Source organism: Tenacibaculum agarivorans (genome assembly GCF_001936575.1).
Taxonomy (GTDB): Bacteria; Bacteroidota; Bacteroidia; order Flavobacteriales; family Flavobacteriaceae; genus Polaribacter; species Polaribacter agarivorans.
Genome location: NZ_MSMP01000013.1, coordinates 97,634 through 119,025, shown reverse-complemented (window position 1 = coordinate 119,025; position 21,392 = coordinate 97,634). Strand labels below are relative to the sequence as shown.

Sequence of the window (21,392 nt, the reverse complement as noted above, 5' to 3'; positions counted from 1 at the left end):
AAAGATTGATTTTTGGTTAAATTCTACGAAATCGTTTTACAAGGAAGTAGGTAATAATCTAGAATCTTCTAAAGCTGCTTTTCTATGTTTAGCAGTTTTTAAACACTCTTCATCTTGAGCAAAAGCTATAAATTTCTCTACAGATTCATGCTCTACCAATAACACTAAATCCCAAGTCTCTTCCAATGGACCTATCAAAAAGCTATTAGCATTTCCTTTATATAAAACTCTTCCTCCGTATTTCTTCAAACAAGGAAGCGTATGCATCATATATAATTCATACGCTTCTCCTCCTGAAATTTGTTTTTTAGGAGCGATTGACTCTAGATTTGTATAATCAGCAACTTTTTTGAATCTTAAAAAATTAAGTAATACTATTTTACCCTTTCCTTGGTATTTTAAGTAAAAACTCTTTCCTGATTCTGGTGTCGCTTCAATATACTTTTCCATACATCAATTACTTCGTCATTTTAATATTTTCTATAAATTGATCAAATAAATATTCTGAATCGTGCGGTCCTGGACTAGCTTCCGGGTGATATTGCACAGAAAATACATTTTTACTTTTCATTTTAATACCTGCAACAGTATTATCATTTAAATGTACGTGTGTAATTTCTACATCTGGATGAGCTTCAGTTTCTTCTCTATTGATAGCGAAACCATGATTTTGTGAAGTAATTTCTCCTTTACTTGTTAGAAGATTTTTTACCGGATGATTAATTCCTCTATGCCCATTATGCATTTTATAGGTTGAAATCCCGTTAGCTAGAGCAATTACTTGGTGTCCTAAACAAATCCCAAATAATGGTAAATTTTTCTCAATAACTTCTTTAGCTAAATTTTGAGCATCTATTAATGGCTCTGGATCTCCTGGTCCATTTGAGATAAAGTAACCATCAGGATTCCATGATTCTAATTCCTCAAACTTTGCATTATAAGGGTATACTTTAATGTAAGCATCTCTTTTCGCTAAGTTTCTTAATATATTTTTTTTGATTCCAATATCAACTGCAGCAATTTTGTAAGTTGCATTTTCTTCACCTACAAAATAAGGCTTGGTAGTTGAAACTTTAGAAGCCAATTCTAGTCCCTCCATATTTGGAACCTTTGCTAATTCTGCTTTAAGTTTATCTATATCTTCAACTTCTGTAGAAATAATAGCATTCATAGCTCCATTTTCTCTGATATAAGAAACCAATGCTCTTGTATCCACGTCTGAAATTGCTACTAGATTATGCTTTTCAAACCAATCTTTTAAATTTCCATCAGAATCAACTCTAGAATGCTCAAAGCTAAAATTTCTACAAATTAATCCAGATATTTTTATTCCTTCTGATTCAACTTCTTCATCATTTACACCATAGTTCCCGATATGAGCATTAGTTGCTACCATTAACTGTCCAAAATAAGAAGGGTCTGTAAAAATTTCCTGGTAACCAGTCATTCCAGTATTAAAACAAATCTCACCAGTAACTGTACCTTCTATTCCTATAGATTTACCATAGAAAATTGTTCCGTCTGCTAATAAAACAAGTGCTTTTTTTCTAGTTGTGTATTTCATCCGTAATTAAATGTTTTCTTGTGTCAGATTGAATTCGTCTCTATTATTTTGTATAAGCTTTTCTCTTGATAATAAGACGTATTTCATGTTTTAAAAAGTTTGTCAAAAATAGTTTAAAAAAAAAGGATAAACGAAAATGTTTATCCTTTTTAATATTTATTGTAAAACTGTCATTTATTCTTCCTCTTGTGAAGTTTCAACATCAGCAACTGGTGCAGCTTTCTTAGCACCTCCTCCACGACGGCTACGACGTGTAGTTTTCTTGGCTTTTTTACCGTTAGGATTGTATACCTCGTTGTAATCAACTAATTCTACCATTGCCATAGGAGCATTATCACCTAAACGATTTCCTAATTTAATGATACGTACATATCCTCCTGGTCTGTCTCCAACTTTCACTGATATTTCTTTGAATAATTCAGTAACTGCATACTTATTTCTTAAGTAACTAAATACTACACGACGATTGTGCATATTTAATTCTGCTGTACTATTATTCTCAGCTTTAGCTTTAGTAATTAAAGGCTCAACATATTTACGTAAAGCTTTAGCTTTAGCTTCAGTAGTGTTGATTCGCTTGTGCTCGATTAAAGAACAAGCCATATTAGCTAACATAGATTTTCTATGCGCTGTTTTTCTACCTAAATGGTTTACTTTTTTACCGTGTCTCATGACCTTTAGTTTTAGACTATCATCTTGCTCTACCCACTCTTGAGGAGCAAATTATGATACCCTTTATTAATTATTAATCTCTATCTAACTTATACTTTGTTAAATCCATTCCGAAACTTAGTCCTTTGTTATTCACTAACTCCTCTAATTCAGTTAATGATTTTTTACCAAAGTTTCTGAACTTCATTAAATCACTCTTATTGAATGATACTAAATCTCCTAATGTATCTACTTCTGCAGCTTTTAAACAGTTTAAAGCACGAACAGATAAATCCATATCTACTAATTTCGTCTTTAATAACTGACGCATGTGAAGAGATTCTTCATCGTAAGATTCAGTTTGAGCTATTTCATCAGCCTCTAATGTGATTCTTTCATCTGAGAATAACATGAAGTGGTGAATTAATATTTTAGCTGCTTCTGTTAATGCATCTTTAGGATTGATAGATCCATCAGTGTCAATATCAAAAACTAATTTTTCATAATCTGTTTTTTGTTCAACACGGAAATTTTCTATAGCGTACTTTACATTCTTAATTGGTGTAAAAATTGAGTCTGTAAAAATAGTTCCTAAAGGTGCTCCAGATTTTTTATTTTCTTCTGCAGGTACAAACCCTCTACCTTTTTCTATGGTAATTTCTGCATTAATTTTAACAGATTTATCCATATTACAGATAACTAATTCAGGATTTAATACTTGGAAACCAGAAATAAACTTCTGTAAATCACCAGCTGTTAATTGCTCTTGCCCAGATATTGCAATAGTCACAGTCTCTCTATCTGACTCTTCAATTTGCTTTTTGAAACGAACTTGTTTTAAGTTTAAGATCATTTCAGTAACATCTTCTACAACACCAGTTATTGTTGAAAACTCGTGCTCAACTCCATCAACTCTTAAAGATGTAATTGCAAATCCTTCTAGAGAAGATAATAATACTCTTCTTAATGCATTACCAACTGTTAAACCAAAACCTGGTTCTAACGGTCTGAATTCGAATCTCCCTGAAAAATCAGTAGATTCAATCATGATAACCTTATCGGGCTTTTGAAAATTTAAAATCGCCATTTATTTTTCTTCGTTTTAATTGTTATTTAGTTGCGCGGTCTATAAGTTTGAAGAAGAACAAATAGACCCTTTGGCCAAATACCAATATGGTTAATTTATTATTTAGAGTACAATTCTACTATTAATTGCTCTTTAATGTTCTCAGGAATCTGGATTCTTTCTGGAGCTTTAACAAAAGTCCCAGACTTTTGATCAGCATTCCAGCTTAACCATTCGTAAACATTACTATTACCTGCTAAAGCATTTTCAATTGCTTCTAAAGATTTTGATTTCTCTCTAACTGCAATAACATCTCCAGCTCTTAATCTATAAGAAGGAATATTAACGATATCTCCGTTAACAGTAATGTGACGGTGAGAAACTAACTGACGAGCAGCTCTACGAGAAGTAGCAATTCCTAAACGGAAAACAGTATTATCTAAACGTGATTCACATAATTGTAATAATACCTCACCAGTAATTCCACCTGATGCTTGTGCTTTTTTGAATAAGTTACGGAATTGACGCTCTAAGATACCATAAGTATACTTAGCCTTTTGCTTCTCCATTAACTGTACTGCATATTCAGATTTCTTACCTCTTCTCTTACCAACTCCGTGTTGTCCTGGAGGGTAGTTTCTTTTTTCGAAGTTTTTATCTTCTCCGAAGATCGCTTCACCGAATTTACGAGCGATTTTAGTTTTTGGTCCTGTATATCTTGCCATTTCTTAAAATTTAAGTAGGTATTGTGAATTAAGGCGTACTCCTTCGACAATCATTTTATCCTACTAGGTTAAAATATTTATTATACTCTTCTTCTTTTAGGTGGACGACATCCGTTGTGTGGAATTGGTGTAACATCTACAATTTCTGTTACTTCAATACCTGAATTGTGTAACGATCTAATTGCTGATTCTCTTCCGTTTCCTGGTCCTTTAACGTATACCTTTACTTTACGTAAACCTGCTTCTTTAGCTACAGAAGCACAGTTTTCAGCTGCTAATTGTGCAGCGTAAGGAGTATTCTTTTTAGATCCTCTGAATCCCATTTTTCCTGCAGAAGACCATGAAATTACATCTCCTTTCTTGTTAGTTAAAGAGATGATAATGTTATTGAACGATGCTGTGATATGAGCCTCACCTGTAGACTCAATTACAACTTTACGTTTTTTTGTTACTTTTGATTTTGCCATGATTCTTTACGATTAGTAAAAATAATCTAACGATTATTTTTTCTTGTTAGCTACAGTTTTTCTCTTACCTTTTCTAGTACGAGAGTTGTTTTTTGTTCTTTGTCCTCTTAAAGGTAATCCAAGTCTGTGACGGATTCCTCTTTGACAACCGATGTCCATTAAACGTTTGATGTTTAATTGAACTTCAGAACGTAATTCACCCTCTATAGTGTACTTTCCAACTTGCTCACGTATTGCAGCAATCTGATCATCGTTCCAATCTTGAACCTTGATGTTTTCATCAACTTTTGCATCTACTAAAATATCTTTAGCTCTGCTTCTTCCGATTCCAAAAATGTATGTTAAAGCAATTGCTCCTCTTTTGTTTTTTGGAATATCAATACCTGCGATTCTTGCCATATTGTTTTAGTTTTTAGTGTTAGCTTTTAGTTGTTAGAATCCTAAACATTTCTATTTCAAGCAGATTCATCTAACTACTAATTACTAATGACTTATTTTTTAACCTTGTCTTTGTTTAAACCTAGGATTTTTTTTGTTAATCACATATAATCTACCTTTTCTGCGTACAATTTTGCAGTCGGCACTTCTTTTCTTTAATGATGCTCTTACTTTCATCAGTGTGTGTTTTTAATATCTGTAAGTAATTCTTGCTTTAGTTAAATCATATGGACTCATTTCTAACTTTACCTTATCACCTGGTAAAAGTTTGATATAGTGCATACGCATTTTTCCTGAAATGTGAGCCGTAACAATATGTCCATTTTCTAATTCTACACGAAACATTGCATTAGATAATGCTTCTGTTATTGTTCCATCTTGTTGAATTGCTGGTTGCTTAGCCATATTATTTTAATGATTTTCTGTTAGTATTACCTGTTTTCATTAAACCGTCATAACGACTGTTTAATAAATATGAATTAATTTGTTGTATTGTATCTATTGCAACACCTACCATAATGATTAATGAAGTTCCTCCATAAAATAATGCCCAGTTTTGAGTTACCCCAAATTGAACAATTATAGCTGGTAAAATAGATAATGCTGCTAAGAATAAAGATCCTGGAAATGTAATTTTAGATAAAACAGAATCTAAATGATTTGCTGTTTCTTCTCCTGGCTTATATCCAGGTACAAATCCATTACTTCTCTTTAAATCTTCAGCCATTTTATTAGTAGGTATAGTAATTGCGGTATAGAAATAACTGAATATAATTATTAAAAGCGCAAAAATAACATTATACCATAATCCATTAATATTTGATAAACTTACTAATGCTGGATATTTTTGTCCTAATGTAATCGGTAAAAACATTATTGCTTGTGCAAAAATGATTGGCATAACCCCTGCAGCATTTAACTTTAGTGGGATATACTGTCTAGCACCTTCTACATCTTTAATATTAGCAATAGCAGTTCTTCTTGCATATTGAACAGCTACTTTACGTACTGCAGTAACAAGTAATACTGTTAATAATATTACTACAAACCACACTAAAACTTCGATTAAAATCATCATGATACCACCTCCACCAGTATTGGTTGTTTTAGAGATAAACTCTTGTAAAAAGGCAGCAGGGAAATTTGCAATAATACCCACAGTAATTAACAATGAGATACCATTACCAACACCCTTATCTGTAATTCTTTCTCCTAACCACATTGCAAAGATTGTTCCTGCAGTTAGTAAAATCATAGATGATACCCAGAATGTTGCGCCCCCTACTAAGAAAGCAGCTTCTGGTAATCCCATTTGAGTTTTAATGAAAGTAATATATGTTGGTCCTTGAACTAATGTGATAAGTATTGTTAACCAACGTGTAATTTGTGTAATTTTCTTACGTCCACTTTCTCCATCTTTTTGTAGTTTTTGTAAGTAAGGAACAGCAATTCCCATTAATTGTACTACAATAGATGCAGAAATGTAAGGCATTATACCAAGCGCCATAACGGATGCCCTAGCAAATGCCCCACCTGTAAATGCATTTAATAAACCTAAAAGACCGCCGTCAGCGTTATTCTTTAGGGCTGTTAACTGTGTTGGATCAATTCCAGGTAATGGAACTGCAGCCATAAAGCGATAAACAGCGATTAAACCAATCGTTAAAAGCAATTTTTCTCTTAACTCTTCAATCTTGAAAATGTCTCTTAGTGTATTTATAAAATTCATCATTTACAATTCTTATAAAGTTACTGCTTCACCTCCAGCTGCTTCGATAGCTGCTTTTGCTGTAGCTGTAAATTTGTGTACAGTAATATTTAATTTAGCCTTTAATTCTCCACGTCCTAAGATCTTTACAAGATCATTTTTACGTGCTAATCTGTTAGATACTAAAACGTCCATAGTTACTGTATCAGTAATTCTACCGTTATCTACTAACTCTTGTAATTTATCTAAGTTTACACCAACGTATTCTTTACGGTTGATGTTTTTAAATCCAAACTTAGGCACACGTCTTTGAAGTGGCATTTGCCCTCCTTCAAATCCGATTTTACGAGAGTATCCTGAACGAGATTTAGCTCCTTTATGTCCTCTTGTAGAGGTACCACCATGTCCAGACCCTTCACCACGAGCGATTCTTTTCCCGTTTTTTGTTGATCCAGCAGCTGGTTTTAAGTTATGTAAACCCATGTTATTATCTTCTTATTTAATTTCTTCTACAGAAACTAAGTGTTGAACTTTATTTACCATTCCCAAAATTGTAGGTGACGCATCATGCTCTACAGTTTGGTTAATTCTTTTTAATCCTAAGGCCTCTAGCGTTCTTTTCTGATTTTTAAGGCGACCTATTTGACTTTTTACTTGTGTAACTCTAATCTTACTCATCGTCTTAAATTTTATCCGTTAAAAACTTTCTCTAAAGAAATACCTCTTTGTCTAGCAATAGTTTCTGCACTACGTAACTGTAATAATGCATCAAAAGTTGCTTTAACAACATTATGAGGGTTAGATGATCCTTGAGACTTAGATAATACATCGTGTACTCCTACAGACTCTAATACTGCACGTACAGCACCACCTGCGATCACTCCGGTACCATTTGAAGCTGGTTTTATAAACACTTTAGCTCCTCCGAATTTACCTTTTTGTTCGTGTGGTAATGTTCCTTTTAATAAAGGAATACGAACTAAATTCTTCTTTGCATCTTCAACAGCTTTTGCAATTGCAGATGATACATCTTTAGACTTTCCTAATCCGTGTCCAACAACTCCTTTACCATCACCAACTACTACGATAGCAGAGAAACCGAATGCTCTACCTCCTTTTGTTACTTTAGTAACACGTTGCACACCAACTAATCTATCTACAAGCTCTAATCCGCTTGGTTTTACTCTTTCTACGTTTTTATATCCTAACATAATATAATTTCTTAAAATTTTAAACCAGCTTCTCTTGCAGCGTCTGCTAATACTTTTACACGTCCATGGTATAAGTAACCATTTCTATCAAAAGCAACAGTCTCTAAACCTGCCTTAACAGCTTTTTCAGCAATTGCTTTACCTACAGCTGCAGCAGCTTCTGCTTTAGAACCAGATGCAATTTCTTTATCTCTTGATGACGCTGATGCTAAAGTAACACCATCTACATCATTTATAATTTGAGCATAGATTTCTTTATTACTTCTAAACACTGATAATCTTGGCTTTTCAGCTGTTCCAGAAATAACTTTTCTTATTCTATACTTTATACGTTGTCTTCTCTCAAGTTTTGATAATGCCATAACACTAATTATTATGCAGATTTACCTGCTTTTCTTCTAATTACTTCACCAACAAACTTAACTCCTTTACCTTTATATGGCTCAGGCTTACGGAAAGAACGAATCTTAGCCGCAACTTGCCCCACTAATTGTTTATCGTGAGAAGTTAATTTTACGATTGGATTTTTACCTTTTTCAGATACTGTTTCAACCTTAACCTCTGGTGCTAACTCTAATACGATGTTATGAGAAAATCCTAAAGCTAAATCTAATTTTTGACCTTGATTAGATGCTCTATAACCAACTCCTACTAACTCTAATTCCTTAGTATAACCTTTAGTTACACCTTCAATCATGTTACTGATTAAAGCTCGGTATAAACCATGTGCAGCTTTGTGTTCTTTACTATCTGATGGTCTTTCTACTGTTAAAGTACCATCCTCTTCTTTTACAGTAATATTAGAAGTTAATTTTTGAGATAATTCTCCTAACTTACCTTTTACTGTTACCACGTTATCGTTTACTTTAAATTCAACACCTTGTGGCAATGTGATTGGGCTTTTACCTATTCTACTCATCTTACAAAATGTTTATTAATAAACGTAACATAATACTTCTCCACCAACATTCTCTTGACGTGCTTTCTTGTTAGTCATCACACCTTTTGAAGTTGACACGATTGCGATACCAAGACCATTTAAAACTCTTGGCATTTCTTTAGCACCTACATACTTACGTAAACCTGGAGTAGATACTCTTTGAATTTTTCTGATAACTGGTTCTTTTGTCAATCTATCGTACTTTAAAGCTATCTTGATAGTCCCTTGAACTTTATTGTCATTGAACTGATAACTTAAAATGTAACCTTGATCAAACAAAATCTTAGTCATCTCCTTCTTCAATTTTGAAGCTGGAACTTCTACAACTCTGTGTCCTGCCATGATAGCATTTCTAACACGAGTAAGGAAATCCGCGATTGGATCTGTATACATATTAAATTAATTGCGGTTTTGGTTTTCAGCAGTTTCTATTTTCCCTACGGTATACGTAACTACTAAACCTGAAACCAGTTAATACTTATTTTTTGTTTTCCGTAAATGACACTTCATTTTAGTTCACAACAAAGCATAATTTACCCTCTGAAAACAGAGTGCAAATATACATAAACTTTTCGAAAAAAAAAGGGTTTTATAAATTATCAGTTTGACTATTAATTTATTGCTAATTTTCATTGCTTTTTAAGATCAAAATAAACTTTGCAAAAATCTTTTCAAAAAAAGTTTATTTTTAATATTTACCATTCACTTTTTCCCGTTTTTTATCCTCTTGATCTTCATTCCAAATAAAAATCTGGTAAGTTTAAATGGATATATTAAAGTCATATAAATTAAAATAATACTACAGAAAGAGCTAAAAAAGAGTATTAGAATTTTAAACAGAATGCTTATATCGAGCTTTAACACATAATATCCTATAATAATAATTATGGTCTGATGTAATATATAAAAAGGATATACTGCTTCATTTAATTTTACTAATAACCTACTTTCTTTATTTAAATATTCTTTTCCGTAACCTAAAATAGTGATTACAACAGACCAACTTACTAGTACACTAACAATATACCACAACCTCCATCTGTTTTTTATTGATAGATAAGGAGCTATCCATTCTCTTGGCATAAAATAGTATCCATAAAAAATTAAAGTAAAAACAAGTACTAACCGTAAATTATATTTCCTCCTTAAATGTAAAAGTTTCCATAATTCATTGTTTGTGGCTAATATGACTCCGCTAACGAAAAAGAATATAAAATACAAAGAAGAGGATAAATTTCTAATACTCTTCTCGTTACTTGGAAAATACTCTTTGGTTATAATTCGTATACATAGTAATAGAATTACCCAAGAAATCATTCTGTACTGTTTTGAAAGTTTTACAATGGTATTTTTTAACTTATTGCTCTTATTCGATCGGCAATACATTACAAAAGGGATAAAAAGTATAGAAATGATAAACAGATTTTCTATAAACCACAAATGATTTACTTTGAATTTTATTACAATTGAGTTATACGCTTCTAAAAAGGAAGAAAAGTTTATGATATTTTCATAGTAAACTTGTGGTGGCACGATACACAAAACTCCAAAAACAAGCGGCACTAAAAGTCTTTTTACTCTTTCTAAGGCAAAAGCGAGCCAAGTTCTTTTTGAAAAAGCATATACTGTTCCTACACCAGAAACTAAAAATAATAATGGTAGTCTAAATTGTTCAAAATAAACCATAGTATCGTCTAGAAATTTACTATGAGTTGTATTCATAATATGAAAATCATCTCCATTAAAAGGCATTAATATATGATGTAAAAAAACTGCAAACACAGATATTACTCTTAGCCAATCTAAATCATAGCGTCTTTGTTGTATCATAATTGTATCATTTAAAGTTTGTTCAAAACTAATTTTACCAGATACATTTACGCCTCATTATTAGAACAATGGGATTAACAACAAGTATTATGTTACCAATAACAAACTAAATATTCACTTGAATCATTTTTTCTTCAAAAAGAGTTAACTGATTTCTCGAAACAGGAATTTTAGCATCTGAGTTTTTTAATGACAATTTGTAACCTTGTGCATTTCCTTTAATGTCTATAATAGATCTAAGGTTAACTATAAAAGACCTATGTGTTTTTAAAATGAAGTTATAATTAAACAACTGTGTTTCTAAGCTTCTAATAGTCATTCTTTTTATAAGTATATCACTATTTTGCAAATAAATTTCCACATAATTTTTATCTGATTTAGCAAAATTAAAGTCGTTAATATTTAAAACAAAATCATCGGATTTAACTTGGGTTGTTATCTGTATTTCTTCTCTCTCATTTATTTCTTCTTTTTCATCTATTTTTATTTTATGTGCTCTTTTATTATAATTACTTTTTAACCTTTCTATATTTAGTGAAGTAATAATAAAAATAAAAAGTCCACCTACTAATAGCGTATTTCTGACTTCTTCAAATAAATATCTTAGTGACCAATTATCATCTTTATTATAAATAAAATCTCGAATTAAAAATTGAACAACTCCAATTAATAATAGAATTGTTAAAAGTAAGATTAGCTCGTGTTTAACTTTCCAGTCTTTTTCTTCACTCTTTTTACTATTAAGAAAAAGAGTTACAATCATAAAAACACAAAAAGAAACTAAAGAGTGAATTACAACAACTATAAAATAAGAATACTTTAATTCACTATAATTGACCTCGAAAGGCTCAAATAAGAAACTAAATAAAATTGATAGAATGAATATAAGAACACCTATTAAAATGCCTGTTCTCACATCATAATAAAAAGGGTAAAAACTATTGAAAAAATTTTTCAAGATGCATGTTTTATAATTACTGACAATATAAAACAAACTGAAATCATTAACTTAAAAAATATTCAACGGAATTAAAATAGCGTATTAACTATAAAAAGTTATTCCAAACGATATGATTGAAAAAGATAAAATAAAAAAAGGCGAACAATAATGAAATTGTTCGCCTTTTTATATCTCTATAGCTAGATAATAATACTACCAGCTTGCTTTCTTTACTCCAGGAATTAATCCTTGGTTTGCCATTTCACGGAAAGTAACACGTGAAATTCCAAACTGACGCATGTATCCTTTTGGACGCCCAGTTAATTTACAACGATTGTGCATTCTAACTGGTGAAGCATTTTTTGGTAACTTTTGTAATGCTTCATAGTCTCCAGCTTCTTTTAAAGCTTTTCTCTTTTCTGCATATTTAGCAACCGTTTTAGCTCTTTTACGCTCACGCGCTTTCATTGATTCTTTAGCCATCTTTATTAATTCTTTTTAAATGGTAAACCTAATTCTCCTAATAATGATTTAGCTTCCTTATCAGTTTGTGCAGATGTTACAAAAGTAATATCCATACCACTAATTTTCTTCACTTGATCAATATTAATCTCTGGGTAGATGATTTGTTCAGTAATTCCTAAATTGTAATTACCTCTACCATCAAAACCATTTGCTTTAATTCCGTTGAAATCTCTTACACGTGGTAAAGAAGCAGTAATTAAACGATCTAAAAATTCGTACATAATATCTCCTCTTAACGTAACTTTAGCTCCGATTGGCATTCCTTTACGTAATTTGAAGTTTGCAACGTCTTTTTTAGACATCGTTGGCACTGCTTTTTGACCTGTAATAGTGGTTAATTCCTCAACAGCGTATTCAATTAATTTCTTATCTGCAATTGCAGCACCTACACCTTTACTTACAACAATCTTCTGTAACTTAGGCACCTGCATTACGTTCTTGTATCCGAACTCATCAGTTAGAGCTTTAATAACTCTAGCCTTGTACTCCTCTTTTAATCTTGGTACGTAACTCATAATTATATTGCTTTATCTGATTTTTTAGAAAATCTTACCTTCTTATCACCTTCTACTCTATAACCAACTCTTACTGCTTCACCATTTTCAACTAAAGCAATGTTAGAAATATGTAATGGTGCTTCTTGCTTTACTATTCCTCCTTGTGGATTTTCAGCACTAGGTTTAGTATGCTTAGATATCATATTAACACCTTCTACTACAACTCTGTCTTTATCTTTAAGGATACGTAAAACTTTTCCTTCAGATCCTTTATGATCTCCTGCGATAACTTTAACAGTATCTCCTGATTTAATTTTAAATTTCTTCATCTTAAAATCTGATTTTATAACACCTCAGGTGCTAATGATACTATCTTCATAAATTGTTTCTCACGTAACTCACGAGCCACTGGACCGAATACACGAGTACCTCTCATTTCCTCAGAAGGATTTAAAAGTACACAAGCATTATCATCAAATCTAATATATGATCCGTCTTTACGTCTAACTTCTTTCTTAGTACGAACAACAACTGCACGAGATACTTGACCTTTCTTTACAGTTCCGTTTGGAGTTGCAGACTTAACAGTAACTACAATTTTATCTCCAACACTAGCGTAACGCTTTTTTGTTCCTCCTAAAACTCTAATTACTAAAACTTCCTTAGCTCCAGTATTATCTGCTACTTTTAATCTTGATTCTGTTTGTAACATATTATTTAGCTCTTTCTAGGATTTCTACTAATCTCCAACGCTTAGATTTACTTAATGGACGTGTTTCCATTATTTTAACTGTATCTCCAATGTTGCAATCGTTATTCTCGTCATGTGCAACGTACTTCTTAGTTTTTAATACGAACTTTCCGTACATTGGGTGCTTTACTCTTTTTACCTCGCTAACCACGATAGACTTCTCCATCTTGTTGCTAGATACTACACCTATTCTCTCTTTTCTAAGATTTCTTTTTTCCATCTTTAAAACTGACTAGAATTTATTGTAATTCTCTTTTAGTTAACTCTGTTGCAATTCTTGCAACAGCTCTTCTTAAGGTTCTTAACTGCAATGGATTTTCCAATGGAGTTATAGCATGAGCCATCTTAAGATCACTATAATTTTTCTTCAACGCTCCTAGCTTATCTTGTAAGTCAGCTGTTGATAATTCTTTTATTTCTGATTGTTTCATGATCTATTAGAATTAAGCGTTATAATCAAAATCTCTTGCAATGATAAACTTAGTCTTCACAGGAAGTTTTTGAGCAGCTAAACGTAATGCTTCTTTAGCTACTTCCATTGGTACACCACCAACTTCAAATAAGATTCTTCCTGGTTTAACTACAGCTACAAAATGATCAGGAGCACCTTTACCTTTACCCATACGTACCTCTAATGGTTTCTTAGTGATAGGTTTGTCTGGGAAAATTTTAATCCAAAGTTGCCCTTCCCTTTTCATATAACGTGTTGCTGCGATACGAGCAGCTTCAATTTGACGAGAAGTAAGTAAGTTCTGATCTAAAGACTTAATACCAAACATTCCGTTTGATAATTGGGTACCTCTACCTGAGTTACCACTCATATTACCTTTACCTTTCTGAACTCTACGAAACTTTACTCTTTTTGGCTGTAACATCTTCTAATTTCTTTAAAAATTATTTTCTTCTACGAGGTTGACGTCTACCACCTCCACCTTTGTTATTTGAATTACCTTTTTGCTTAGATAATCCAACTAACGGAGATAATTCACGTTTACCATATACCTCGCCTTTCATAATCCATACTTTCACACCGATTCTTCCGTATGTAGTATGTGCTTCAACAAGTGAATAATCGATATCTGCTCTAAAAGTAGATAAAGGAATTCTTCCTTCTTTGTAGTGCTCAGAACGTGCCATTTCAGCTCCGTTTAAACGTCCAGAAAGTTGAACTTTGATTCCTTCAGCATTCATACGCATTGCAGCCGCGATCGCCATTTTAGTAGCACGCTTGTAAGAAATTCTATTTTCGATTTGACGCGCAATACTGGCTGCAACTAAATTTGCATCTAATTCTGGACGCTTAATTTCAAAAATATTGATTTGAACTTCTTTACCAGTAATCTTCTTAAGCTCTTCTTTTAACTTATCTACCTCTTGCCCTCCTTTACCAATAATGATACCTGGACGTGCAGTAGTGATAGTAACGGTTATAAGTTTTAAAGTACGCTCAATAATAATACGAGAAACACTTGCTTTAGATAATCTGGCTTTTAAGTACCTTCTTATCTTATCATCTTCAGCAATTTTATCACCGTAGTCATTTCCACCATACCAGTTAGATTCCCATCCTCTGATGATTCCTAAACGATTTCCTATTGGATTTGTCTTTTGTCCCATTTCTACTAATGATTAATTACTGTTATTTTTAGTTCCTAACTCTAAAGTTACGTGATTAGAACGCTTACGAATTCTATGTGCACGTCCTTGTGGAGCTGGTCTTAATCTCTTTAACATTCCAGCGCTATCTACATAAATAGATTTCACGAATAATCCAGCATCTTCAATACTTGCATCTTCATTTTTAGCTTGCCAGTTAGCAATAGCTGATAATAATAACTTTTCTAAGTTACGAGATGCTTCTTTTGGACTGAATTTTAAGATTTGTAAAGCTTTTTCAACTTCTACACCTCTTACTTGATCCGCTACTAAGCGCATTTTTCTTGGTGACGTAGGACAGTTAGTAAGCTTAGCGATAGCTTTTTGCTTCTTAGCTTCCTTTAACTGTTGTGCCATGTTATGTTTACGACTTCCCATAATATCCTACTATTTTTTTCCTTTATTTTTAGCACCAGCGTGTCCACGGAATGAACGTGTTGGTGAAAATTCGCCTAACTTATGACCTACCATGTTTTCTGTAACGTAAACAGGTACAAACTGACGTCCGTTATGAACTGCGATAGTTTGTCCAACGAAATCAGGAGTAATCATACTAGCTCTAGACCAAGTTTTGATTACAGATTTTTTACCTGATTCAACGTTAGCTAACACTTTTCTTTCTAACTTATAGTGAACGTAAGGTCCTTTTTTTAATGATCTTGCCATGATTTATTATTTCTTTCTACGTTCTATAATATACTTGTTACTAGCCTTAGTTTTAGATCTAGTCTTATATCCTTTAGCTGGGATACCGTTCTTAGATCTTGGATGTCCTCCAGAAGAACGTCCTTCACCACCACCCATTGGGTGATCAACTGGGTTCTTTCTAACTGCGTTAGTTCTTGGTCTTCTACCTAACCATCTTGATCTACCTGCTTTACCAGAAACTAATAATTGGTGATCTGAATTAGATACAACTCCAATAGTTGCTAAACAAGTTTGTAAGATTAATCTTGTTTCACCTGAAGGCAACTTTACAGTAGCATATTTTCCGTCTCTTGCCATTAACTGAGCAAAAGAACCTGCAGAACGAGCCATAACTGCTCCTTGACCTGGACGTAATTCGATACAAGAAATTGTTGTTCCTAATGGAATATCACTTAAGAACATTGCATTACCTACATCTGGTGTAGCTTCTTTTCCTGAAACGATAGTTTGTCCTACTTTTAATCCGTTTTGTGCAATCACATAACGCTTTTCTCCATCAGCATATTGAACTAAAGCGATAAACGCTGTACGGTTTGGATCGTACTCAATAGTTAATACTGTTGCAGGATCGTTATATCTATTTCTTTTGAAATCAATAATACGATATCTTCTTTTATGACCTCCACCTCTGTTAGGAGTAGTCATACGACCCTGATTGTTTCGACCTCCAGTTCTTTTTTTCGGTGCCAATAATGACTTTTCCGGCTTATCAGTAGTGATGGTGTCGAACCCATTCACAACTCTAAAACGCTGACCTGGTGTTATTGGTTTTAATTTTCTAACTGACATTTGTCTTGCTATTCTTATAGGTTGTTATAAAAATCAATTTCGCCTTCTGCTAACTGAACAACCGCTTTTTTATAACCGCTTGTTAAACCAGTAACTAATCCTTTCTTAGTGTACTTAGTTTTTCTTAATGCAGGATGATTTAAAGTTCTCACTTTTTCAACTGTTACTCCGTAAGCAGCTTCTACAGCATCCTTAATTTGAATTTTGTTAGCATTCTTATTTACAACAAAAGTATATCGATTAAACTTTTCGCTATCTACTGTTGCTTTTTCCGTAATAATAGGTTTTATTAAAATACTCATCTGAAAAATCCTATTTACTTAAATTAGATTCAATTCCTTCTATAGTGCTTTCAGAGATAATTACTTTATTTGCATTTAATACATTGTAAGTATTTACTCCTGTAGCGTTAACTACTTTAGAATTCTTTAGGTTACGAGATGATAAGTATACATTTTTACTTTCTTCTCCTAATACAAATAATGTTTTCTTTGTATCTAATTCTAAAGCTTTTAAAACATTAACGAATTCCTTAGTCTTTGGAGTTTCAAAATTGAAATCTTCAACTACTACTAAATTGCTATCTTTTGCTTGAATACTTAAAGCTGATTTACGAGCTAAACGCTTTAAGTTTTTATTTAATTTGAAAGAATAGTTTCTTGGTCTTGGACCGAAGATACGTCCTCCGCCTCTAAAAACAGGAGACTTGATACTACCCGCACGAGCTGTACCTGTTCCTTTTTGTTTTTTTATCTTTCTGGTACTTCCAGCAATCTCACCTCTTTCTTTAGATTTGTGAGTTCCTTGTCTTTGATTTGCCAAATACTGCTTAACATCTAAGTAGATTGCGTGATCATTTGGCTCAATTCCGAATACTTCGTTAGAAAGTTCAACTTTTCTACCAGTATCTTTTCCTGTAATATCTAATACTGCTACTTTCATTACTTCTCAATAATTACATAAGAGTTTTTGTGACCTGGTACAGCTCCTTTCACTACTAAAAGATTCTTTTCTGGTACTACTTTTAATACTCTTAAATTTTGAACTTTAACTTTATCTCCACCCATACGTCCTGCCATACGCATTCCTTTGAATACTCTTGCAGGGTAAGATGCGGCACCAATAGAACCTGGTGCTCTTAAACGGTTATGCTGACCGTGAGTTGCTTGTCCAACACCACCAAATCCGTGACGTTTAACAACCCCTTGAAAACCTTTACCTTTAGAAGTTCCTGAAACATCTACGAACTCTCCTTCAGCAAAATGTTCAACTGTAATTGAGTCACCTAATTTAAACTCTCCATCAAAACCTTGAAACTCAACGACTTTTTTCTTAGCAACGGTACCTGCTTTTGTAAAGTGACCATCTAAAGCTTTATTAGAGCTTTTTGCCTTTTTGTCATCGAAACCTAGTTGTAAAGCGTTGTAACCATCAACTTCTTCGGTTCTGACTTGGGTAACTACGCAAGGACCTGCTTCGATAACAGTACATGGGATATTTTTCCCATTCTCATCGAATAAGCTGGTCATTCCGATTTTTTTTCCTATTAACCCAGACATATCTGTTAATTTTAAGACGATTAGATTATTTTATCCAGCGCGTCTATTAATAAATAATTATTTGAAACAAAAGTTTCTAAATCCTTAAAATCTCATTCAAAAAAAAAGAGCGTAAAACACGTTTTTAGCTCTTAACTTACTGTGTTCTACCGTTTTTCCTTCGCGAAACCCTCCGGACATGTAATTGAAATTTTGTGTTAAATAACTATTAACCACCAATTTCGGACTGCGAAAGTATAAAAAAATAAACACATAACCAAAATAAAGTCAATTATTTAGAGGTCTTTTCAGTAAATACAGAAATAAACATTAATCTTTGGTAGTATTTACCTATATCCACTCTCTATTCTTTTTGTTTCTTTACATATATTTTAACAACAAACAAAAAAAGCTTTCTTACACAATATTGTAAGAAAGCTTTTATATTCTTAAGTATTAAAAACTTATACTTTAATCTCTACCTCAACTCCACTTGGCAACTCAAGCTTCATAAGAGCATCAATAGTTTTAGAAGAAGAACTATATATGTCTAATAAACGCTTGTAAGCTGATAATTGAAATTGCTCTCTAGATTTTTTGTTTACGTGTGGTGAACGTAATACTGTAAAAATCTTTTTATGAGTTGGTAATGGGATTGGTCCGTTAACAACCGCCCCTGTACTTTTTACGGTCTTTACGATTTTTTCAGCAGACTTATCTACTAAGTTATAATCGTAAGATTTTAATTTTATTCTAATTTTTTGACTCATCTTAATTAACCTTTTGCATTAGCGATAACTTCTTCAGCGATATTTGAAGGAGTTTCAGCATAGTGTGAAAATTCCATTGTAGAAGTAGCTCTACCAGAAGATAATGTACGTAACGAAGTTACATATCCAAACATTTCAGATAATGGAACAATCGCTCTTACTACTTTAGAACCTGAACGATCACTCATATCGTTTACTTGTCCACGTCTTCTGTTTAAGTCTCCTACGATATCTCCCATGTTTTCTTCAGGAGTTAACACTTCTAACTTCATCATTGGCTCCATGATTACAGCTCTTGCAGCTTTTGCAGCAGCTTTGTAACCTAATTTTGCCGCTAATTCGAATGATAACTGATCAGAATCAACTGGGTGGAAAGAACCATCTTTTAAAGTAACCTTCATGGCATCCATTTCATATCCAGCTAAAGGACCATTTTTCATTGCTTCTTTGAAACCTTTCTCTACTGAAGGAACAAATTCTTTAGGAACGTTACCACCTTTAATGATAGATTCGAACACTAAACCTTGAACACCTTCTTCAGCAGGCTCCATTGTAAATACAATATCAGCGAATTTACCACGACCACCAGACTGCTTTTTGTACACTTCTCTGTGATCTGCAGATGCTGTAATTGCTTCTTTATACTCTACCTGAGGCTGACCTTGGTTTACCTCAACTTTAAATTCACGCTTTAAACGATCAACAATAATATCTAAGTGTAACTCACCCATTCCTGAGATTACTGTTTGTCCTGAAGCTTCGTCAGTTTTAACTGTAAATGTTGGGTCCTCTTCAGCTAATTTTGCTAAAGACATACCTAACTTATCTACATCTGCTTTAGTTTTTGGCTCAACTGCGATACCGATTACAGGATCTGGGAAATCCATAGATTCTAATACGATTGGCGCTTTTTCAGCTGATAACGTATCTCCTGTTTTAATATCTTTAAACCCTACAGCAGCACCAATGTCTCCTGCTTCAATAAAATCGATTGCATTTTGTTTATTAGAATGCATTTGGTAAATACGTGAAATACGCTCTTTCTTACCAGAACGGTTATTTAACACATAAGAACCTGCATCTAAACGACCAGAATACGCACGGAAGAATGCTAAACGACCTACGAAAGGATCTGTTGCAATCTTAAATGCTAAAGCTGCAAATGGATCTTTCACATCTGGTTTACGAGCTATCTCGTCTCCTGTATTAGGATCAGTACCAATAATAGCTTCTTTATCTGTTGGAGAAGGTAAGTAACGGCAAACTGCATCTAATAAGAATTGTACTCCTTTATTTTTGAATGCAGATCCACATACCATAGGAATGATAGACATATCCATTACAGCAGCACGTAATGCAGCGTGTACTTCTTCTTCTGTAATAGAGTCCTCATCTTCCATGAACTTCTCTAATAAATTCTCATCGTAAGCAGCAACCTCTTCAATTAATTTAGCTCTTAATTCAGCAGCTTCTTCTTTTAAATCTTCAGGAATATCAACGATATCAAAAGTAGATCCGAAGTTATCATCGTGCCAAACAATAGCACGGTTCTTAACTAAATCTACAATACCTTTGAAATCTGCTTCATCACCAATATTTAAAACAATTGGCACTGCATTAGACTTCAACATATCTTTAACCTGTTGACATACTGCTAAGAAGTTAGACCCTTGACGATCCATCTTATTAACGAAACCAATACGAGGCACTTTATAGTTATCTGCTAAACGCCAGTTCGTTTCTGACTGAGGCTCTACACCATCAACTGCAGAAAACAAGAATACTAAACCATCTAATACACGTAAAGAACGATTTACCTCTACAGTAAAGTCAACGTGACCTGGAGTATCAATAATATTAAAGTGATACCCTTTTGTATCAGGAGTAGCTTGTCCGTTTTCAAGTGGAAATTTCCACTCACAAGTTGTCGCTGCAGAAGTAATTGTAATACCTCTTTCTGCTTCTTGCTCCATCCAGTCCATCGTAGATGCACCATCATGAACTTCTCCAATTTTATGAGAAACTCCTGTGTAGAATAAGATACGCTCTGTAGTTGTTGTTTTACCTGCATCAATATGTGCAGCAATACCAATGTTTCGTGTGAATTTTAAGTCTCTAGCCATTTTTATTAAAATCTAAAGTGTGAGAATGCCTTGTTAGCTTCAGCCATCTTGTGAGTATCAACTCTCTTCTTAACTGCTGCTCCTTCTTCTTTAGCTGCTGCTAAAATTTCAGCTGCTAAACGTTGTGCCATCGTTTTTTCGTTACGCTTACGCGCATAACTTATCATCCATTTGATCGCCATTGACACTTTACGATCTGGACGGATTTGCATTGGTATTTGAAATGTAGCCCCACCCACACGACGTGAACGAACTTCAACGTGAGGCATTACATTTGACAAACCATCTTTCCAAATTTCTAAAGCTGACTTCTCTTCGTCAGTTTTCTTCTGATCTACAATATCAATTGCATCGTAGAATACTTTGAACGCTACTGATTTTTTACCATCCCACATTAAGTTATTCACAAAACGTGTTACTAATTGATCATTAAATCTTGGATCTGGTAATAAAATCCTTTTTTTCGCTCTTCTTTTTCTCATGTCTTTACATTAA

General features: G+C 33.2%; 35 protein-coding genes. All 35 read right to left on the bottom strand.

The features are described 5' to 3' along the window. Nucleotides 1–36: 36 nt before the first annotated feature. Nucleotides 37–450, bottom strand: a complete 414-nt coding sequence (locus BVC87_RS12000) for a DUF1330 domain-containing protein (RefSeq protein WP_075342626.1) — start codon at nt 448–450, stop codon at nt 37–39. 7 nt (nt 451–457) lie between these two features. Further along, the gene (carA, locus tag BVC87_RS11995; protein ID WP_075342625.1) at nt 458–1,564 is read right to left on the bottom strand and encodes a glutamine-hydrolyzing carbamoyl-phosphate synthase small subunit; all 1,107 of its coding nucleotides are present in this window, start codon (nt 1,562–1,564) and stop codon (nt 458–460) included. A 174-nt stretch (nt 1,565–1,738) separates the two neighbouring features. Further along, entirely contained in the window at nt 1,739–2,236 is a 498-nt protein-coding gene (rplQ, locus tag BVC87_RS11990; protein WP_075342624.1) for a 50S ribosomal protein L17, read from the bottom strand. 73 nt (nt 2,237–2,309) lie between these two features. Further along, entirely contained in the window at nt 2,310–3,302 is a 993-nt protein-coding gene (locus BVC87_RS11985) for a DNA-directed RNA polymerase subunit alpha (protein WP_075342623.1), read from the bottom strand. Between the two features lie 98 nt (nt 3,303–3,400). Beyond that, complete coding sequence (gene rpsD / locus BVC87_RS11980) at nt 3,401–4,006, bottom strand: 30S ribosomal protein S4 (protein ID WP_075342622.1); 606 nt, start codon at nt 4,004–4,006, stop codon at nt 3,401–3,403. Nucleotides 4,007–4,086: 80 nt separating this feature from the next. Beyond that, nucleotides 4,087–4,473 (bottom strand): 30S ribosomal protein S11, encoded by a 387-nt coding sequence (gene rpsK / locus BVC87_RS11975; RefSeq protein WP_075342621.1) that lies wholly within the window; start codon nt 4,471–4,473, stop codon nt 4,087–4,089. Between the two features lie 33 nt (nt 4,474–4,506). Continuing rightward, nucleotides 4,507–4,872 carry a 30S ribosomal protein S13 gene (gene rpsM, locus BVC87_RS11970; protein WP_075342620.1) on the bottom strand — a complete coding sequence of 122 codons (366 nt, stop codon included), beginning with the start codon at nt 4,870–4,872 and terminating at the stop codon, nt 4,507–4,509. A gap of 99 nt (nt 4,873–4,971) precedes the next feature. After that, nucleotides 4,972–5,088, bottom strand: a complete 117-nt coding sequence (gene ykgO / locus BVC87_RS11965) for a type B 50S ribosomal protein L36 (RefSeq protein ID WP_010181906.1) — start codon at nt 5,086–5,088, stop codon at nt 4,972–4,974. Nucleotides 5,089–5,100: 12 nt separating this feature from the next. After that, nucleotides 5,101–5,316, bottom strand: a complete 216-nt coding sequence (gene infA / locus BVC87_RS11960; RefSeq protein WP_068206835.1) for a translation initiation factor IF-1 — start codon at nt 5,314–5,316, stop codon at nt 5,101–5,103. Nucleotide 5,317: 1 nt separating this feature from the next. Further along, a complete protein-coding gene (gene secY, locus BVC87_RS11955; RefSeq protein ID WP_075342619.1) occupies nt 5,318–6,640 on the bottom strand; it encodes a preprotein translocase subunit SecY in 1,323 nt (440 codons plus the stop codon). 12 nt (nt 6,641–6,652) lie between these two features. Then, nucleotides 6,653–7,102 (bottom strand): 50S ribosomal protein L15, encoded by a 450-nt coding sequence (gene rplO / locus BVC87_RS11950; RefSeq protein WP_075342618.1) that lies wholly within the window; start codon nt 7,100–7,102, stop codon nt 6,653–6,655. A 12-nt stretch (nt 7,103–7,114) separates the two neighbouring features. Continuing rightward, complete coding sequence (rpmD, locus tag BVC87_RS11945; protein WP_075342617.1) at nt 7,115–7,297, bottom strand: 50S ribosomal protein L30; 183 nt, start codon at nt 7,295–7,297, stop codon at nt 7,115–7,117. Nucleotides 7,298–7,308: 11 nt separating this feature from the next. Further along, a complete protein-coding gene (gene rpsE, locus BVC87_RS11940) occupies nt 7,309–7,830 on the bottom strand; it encodes a 30S ribosomal protein S5 (RefSeq protein WP_075342616.1) in 522 nt (173 codons plus the stop codon). A gap of 11 nt (nt 7,831–7,841) precedes the next feature. After that, nucleotides 7,842–8,192, bottom strand: a complete 351-nt coding sequence (rplR, locus tag BVC87_RS11935; protein WP_075342615.1) for a 50S ribosomal protein L18 — start codon at nt 8,190–8,192, stop codon at nt 7,842–7,844. 11 nt (nt 8,193–8,203) lie between these two features. Next, nucleotides 8,204–8,749, bottom strand: coding sequence for a 50S ribosomal protein L6 (gene rplF / locus BVC87_RS11930; protein ID WP_075342614.1), 546 nt, complete (start codon nt 8,747–8,749; stop codon nt 8,204–8,206). A gap of 15 nt (nt 8,750–8,764) precedes the next feature. Continuing rightward, nucleotides 8,765–9,163, bottom strand: a complete 399-nt coding sequence (gene rpsH, locus BVC87_RS11925) for a 30S ribosomal protein S8 (RefSeq protein WP_075342613.1) — start codon at nt 9,161–9,163, stop codon at nt 8,765–8,767. 309 nt (nt 9,164–9,472) lie between these two features. Next, on the bottom strand, nt 9,473–10,600 hold the full coding sequence (locus tag BVC87_RS11920) for an acyltransferase family protein (protein WP_075342612.1): 1,128 nt from the start codon (nt 10,598–10,600) through the stop codon (nt 9,473–9,475). 106 nt (nt 10,601–10,706) lie between these two features. Then, entirely contained in the window at nt 10,707–11,558 is an 852-nt protein-coding gene (locus BVC87_RS11915) for a LytR/AlgR family response regulator transcription factor (protein ID WP_083629419.1), read from the bottom strand. A gap of 195 nt (nt 11,559–11,753) precedes the next feature. Continuing rightward, complete coding sequence (gene rpsN / locus BVC87_RS11910; protein WP_068363324.1) at nt 11,754–12,023, bottom strand: 30S ribosomal protein S14; 270 nt, start codon at nt 12,021–12,023, stop codon at nt 11,754–11,756. 5 nt (nt 12,024–12,028) lie between these two features. Further along, nucleotides 12,029–12,580: a 50S ribosomal protein L5 gene (gene rplE / locus BVC87_RS11905; protein WP_075342611.1), complete on the bottom strand. Its 552-nt coding sequence runs from the start codon at nt 12,578–12,580 to the stop codon at nt 12,029–12,031. A 2-nt stretch (nt 12,581–12,582) separates the two neighbouring features. Next, nucleotides 12,583–12,891, bottom strand: a complete 309-nt coding sequence (gene rplX / locus BVC87_RS11900; protein WP_075342610.1) for a 50S ribosomal protein L24 — start codon at nt 12,889–12,891, stop codon at nt 12,583–12,585. Between the two features lie 14 nt (nt 12,892–12,905). Continuing rightward, on the bottom strand, nt 12,906–13,274 hold the full coding sequence (rplN, locus tag BVC87_RS11895) for a 50S ribosomal protein L14 (RefSeq protein ID WP_028890735.1): 369 nt from the start codon (nt 13,272–13,274) through the stop codon (nt 12,906–12,908). A 1-nt stretch (nt 13,275) separates the two neighbouring features. Continuing rightward, nucleotides 13,276–13,533, bottom strand: coding sequence for a 30S ribosomal protein S17 (rpsQ, locus tag BVC87_RS11890; protein WP_075342609.1), 258 nt, complete (start codon nt 13,531–13,533; stop codon nt 13,276–13,278). 19 nt (nt 13,534–13,552) lie between these two features. Further along, nucleotides 13,553–13,744, bottom strand: a complete 192-nt coding sequence (rpmC, locus tag BVC87_RS11885) for a 50S ribosomal protein L29 (protein WP_075342608.1) — start codon at nt 13,742–13,744, stop codon at nt 13,553–13,555. Nucleotides 13,745–13,756: 12 nt separating this feature from the next. Continuing rightward, on the bottom strand, nt 13,757–14,188 hold the full coding sequence (rplP, locus tag BVC87_RS11880; RefSeq protein ID WP_075342607.1) for a 50S ribosomal protein L16: 432 nt from the start codon (nt 14,186–14,188) through the stop codon (nt 13,757–13,759). Between the two features lie 19 nt (nt 14,189–14,207). Then, the gene (rpsC, locus tag BVC87_RS11875; protein WP_075342606.1) at nt 14,208–14,930 is read right to left on the bottom strand and encodes a 30S ribosomal protein S3; all 723 of its coding nucleotides are present in this window, start codon (nt 14,928–14,930) and stop codon (nt 14,208–14,210) included. Between the two features lie 12 nt (nt 14,931–14,942). Then, nucleotides 14,943–15,347: a 50S ribosomal protein L22 gene (gene rplV, locus BVC87_RS11870; RefSeq protein WP_075342605.1), complete on the bottom strand. Its 405-nt coding sequence runs from the start codon at nt 15,345–15,347 to the stop codon at nt 14,943–14,945. 9 nt (nt 15,348–15,356) lie between these two features. Then, on the bottom strand, nt 15,357–15,635 hold the full coding sequence (gene rpsS / locus BVC87_RS11865) for a 30S ribosomal protein S19 (protein ID WP_075342604.1): 279 nt from the start codon (nt 15,633–15,635) through the stop codon (nt 15,357–15,359). Nucleotides 15,636–15,641: 6 nt separating this feature from the next. Continuing rightward, nucleotides 15,642–16,466, bottom strand: coding sequence for a 50S ribosomal protein L2 (rplB, locus tag BVC87_RS11860; RefSeq protein WP_075342603.1), 825 nt, complete (start codon nt 16,464–16,466; stop codon nt 15,642–15,644). A gap of 14 nt (nt 16,467–16,480) precedes the next feature. Beyond that, nucleotides 16,481–16,768, bottom strand: coding sequence for a 50S ribosomal protein L23 (gene rplW, locus BVC87_RS11855; RefSeq protein WP_075342602.1), 288 nt, complete (start codon nt 16,766–16,768; stop codon nt 16,481–16,483). Nucleotides 16,769–16,778: 10 nt separating this feature from the next. Further along, nucleotides 16,779–17,408, bottom strand: a complete 630-nt coding sequence (gene rplD, locus BVC87_RS11850; RefSeq protein ID WP_075342601.1) for a 50S ribosomal protein L4 — start codon at nt 17,406–17,408, stop codon at nt 16,779–16,781. Continuing rightward, a complete protein-coding gene (rplC, locus tag BVC87_RS11845) occupies nt 17,408–18,025 on the bottom strand; it encodes a 50S ribosomal protein L3 (protein ID WP_075342600.1) in 618 nt (205 codons plus the stop codon). Before rplC ends, rplD begins: the two co-directional genes overlap by 1 nt. Before the next feature lie 443 nt (nt 18,026–18,468). Beyond that, entirely contained in the window at nt 18,469–18,774 is a 306-nt protein-coding gene (gene rpsJ, locus BVC87_RS11840) for a 30S ribosomal protein S10 (protein ID WP_075342599.1), read from the bottom strand. Between the two features lie 5 nt (nt 18,775–18,779). Beyond that, the gene (fusA, locus tag BVC87_RS11835) at nt 18,780–20,897 is read right to left on the bottom strand and encodes an elongation factor G (protein ID WP_075342598.1); all 2,118 of its coding nucleotides are present in this window, start codon (nt 20,895–20,897) and stop codon (nt 18,780–18,782) included. A 5-nt stretch (nt 20,898–20,902) separates the two neighbouring features. Next, nucleotides 20,903–21,379: a 30S ribosomal protein S7 gene (gene rpsG / locus BVC87_RS11830; RefSeq protein WP_075342597.1), complete on the bottom strand. Its 477-nt coding sequence runs from the start codon at nt 21,377–21,379 to the stop codon at nt 20,903–20,905. Nucleotides 21,380–21,392: the final 13 nt, after the last annotated feature.

Excerpts from the sequence above, each read along its gene's own strand:
- BVC87_RS12000 (WP_075342626.1), bottom strand. The coding sequence starts at position 450 with ATGGAAAAGTATATTGAAGCGACACCAGAATCAGGAAAGAGTTTTTAC.
- carA (WP_075342625.1), bottom strand. The coding sequence starts at position 1,564 with ATGAAATACACAACTAGAAAAAAAGCACTTGTTTTATTAGCAGACGGA.
- rplQ (WP_075342624.1), bottom strand. The coding sequence starts at position 2,236 with ATGAGACACGGTAAAAAAGTAAACCATTTAGGTAGAAAAACAGCGCAT.
- BVC87_RS11985 (WP_075342623.1), bottom strand. The coding sequence starts at position 3,302 with ATGGCGATTTTAAATTTTCAAAAGCCCGATAAGGTTATCATGATTGAA.
- rpsD (WP_075342622.1), bottom strand. The coding sequence starts at position 4,006 with ATGGCAAGATATACAGGACCAAAAACTAAAATCGCTCGTAAATTCGGT.
- rpsK (WP_075342621.1), bottom strand. The coding sequence starts at position 4,473 with ATGGCAAAATCAAAAGTAACAAAAAAACGTAAAGTTGTAATTGAGTCT.
- rpsM (WP_075342620.1), bottom strand. The coding sequence starts at position 4,872 with ATGGCAAGAATCGCAGGTATTGATATTCCAAAAAACAAAAGAGGAGCA.
- ykgO (WP_010181906.1), bottom strand. The coding sequence starts at position 5,088 with ATGAAAGTAAGAGCATCATTAAAGAAAAGAAGTGCCGACTGCAAAATT.
- infA (WP_068206835.1), bottom strand. The coding sequence starts at position 5,316 with ATGGCTAAGCAACCAGCAATTCAACAAGATGGAACAATAACAGAAGCA.
- secY (WP_075342619.1), bottom strand. The coding sequence starts at position 6,640 with ATGAATTTTATAAATACACTAAGAGACATTTTCAAGATTGAAGAGTTA.
- rplO (WP_075342618.1), bottom strand. The coding sequence starts at position 7,102 with ATGGGTTTACATAACTTAAAACCAGCTGCTGGATCAACAAAAAACGGG.
- rpmD (WP_075342617.1), bottom strand. The coding sequence starts at position 7,297 with ATGAGTAAGATTAGAGTTACACAAGTAAAAAGTCAAATAGGTCGCCTT.
- rpsE (WP_075342616.1), bottom strand. The coding sequence starts at position 7,830 with ATGTTAGGATATAAAAACGTAGAAAGAGTAAAACCAAGCGGATTAGAG.
- rplR (WP_075342615.1), bottom strand. The coding sequence starts at position 8,192 with ATGGCATTATCAAAACTTGAGAGAAGACAACGTATAAAGTATAGAATA.
- rplF (WP_075342614.1), bottom strand. The coding sequence starts at position 8,749 with ATGAGTAGAATAGGTAAAAGCCCAATCACATTGCCACAAGGTGTTGAA.
- rpsH (WP_075342613.1), bottom strand. The coding sequence starts at position 9,163 with ATGTATACAGATCCAATCGCGGATTTCCTTACTCGTGTTAGAAATGCT.
- BVC87_RS11920 (WP_075342612.1), bottom strand. The coding sequence starts at position 10,600 with ATGATACAACAAAGACGCTATGATTTAGATTGGCTAAGAGTAATATCT.
- rpsN (WP_068363324.1), bottom strand. The coding sequence starts at position 12,023 with ATGGCTAAAGAATCAATGAAAGCGCGTGAGCGTAAAAGAGCTAAAACG.
- rplE (WP_075342611.1), bottom strand. The coding sequence starts at position 12,580 with ATGAGTTACGTACCAAGATTAAAAGAGGAGTACAAGGCTAGAGTTATT.
- rplX (WP_075342610.1), bottom strand. The coding sequence starts at position 12,891 with ATGAAGAAATTTAAAATTAAATCAGGAGATACTGTTAAAGTTATCGCA.
- rplN (WP_028890735.1), bottom strand. The coding sequence starts at position 13,274 with ATGTTACAAACAGAATCAAGATTAAAAGTAGCAGATAATACTGGAGCT.
- rpsQ (WP_075342609.1), bottom strand. The coding sequence starts at position 13,533 with ATGGAAAAAAGAAATCTTAGAAAAGAGAGAATAGGTGTAGTATCTAGC.
- rpmC (WP_075342608.1), bottom strand. The coding sequence starts at position 13,744 with ATGAAACAATCAGAAATAAAAGAATTATCAACAGCTGACTTACAAGAT.
- rplP (WP_075342607.1), bottom strand. The coding sequence starts at position 14,188 with ATGTTACAGCCAAAAAGAGTAAAGTTTCGTAGAGTTCAGAAAGGTAAA.
- rpsC (WP_075342606.1), bottom strand. The coding sequence starts at position 14,930 with ATGGGACAAAAGACAAATCCAATAGGAAATCGTTTAGGAATCATCAGA.
- rplV (WP_075342605.1), bottom strand. The coding sequence starts at position 15,347 with ATGGGAAGTCGTAAACATAACATGGCACAACAGTTAAAGGAAGCTAAG.
- rpsS (WP_075342604.1), bottom strand. The coding sequence starts at position 15,635 with ATGGCAAGATCATTAAAAAAAGGACCTTACGTTCACTATAAGTTAGAA.
- rplB (WP_075342603.1), bottom strand. The coding sequence starts at position 16,466 with ATGTCAGTTAGAAAATTAAAACCAATAACACCAGGTCAGCGTTTTAGA.
- rplW (WP_075342602.1), bottom strand. The coding sequence starts at position 16,768 with ATGAGTATTTTAATAAAACCTATTATTACGGAAAAAGCAACAGTAGAT.
- rplD (WP_075342601.1), bottom strand. The coding sequence starts at position 17,408 with ATGAAAGTAGCAGTATTAGATATTACAGGAAAAGATACTGGTAGAAAA.
- rplC (WP_075342600.1), bottom strand. The coding sequence starts at position 18,025 with ATGTCTGGGTTAATAGGAAAAAAAATCGGAATGACCAGCTTATTCGAT.
- rpsJ (WP_075342599.1), bottom strand. The coding sequence starts at position 18,774 with ATGAGTCAAAAAATTAGAATAAAATTAAAATCTTACGATTATAACTTA.
- fusA (WP_075342598.1), bottom strand. The coding sequence starts at position 20,897 with ATGGCTAGAGACTTAAAATTCACACGAAACATTGGTATTGCTGCACAT.
- rpsG (WP_075342597.1), bottom strand. The coding sequence starts at position 21,379 with ATGAGAAAAAGAAGAGCGAAAAAAAGGATTTTATTACCAGATCCAAGA.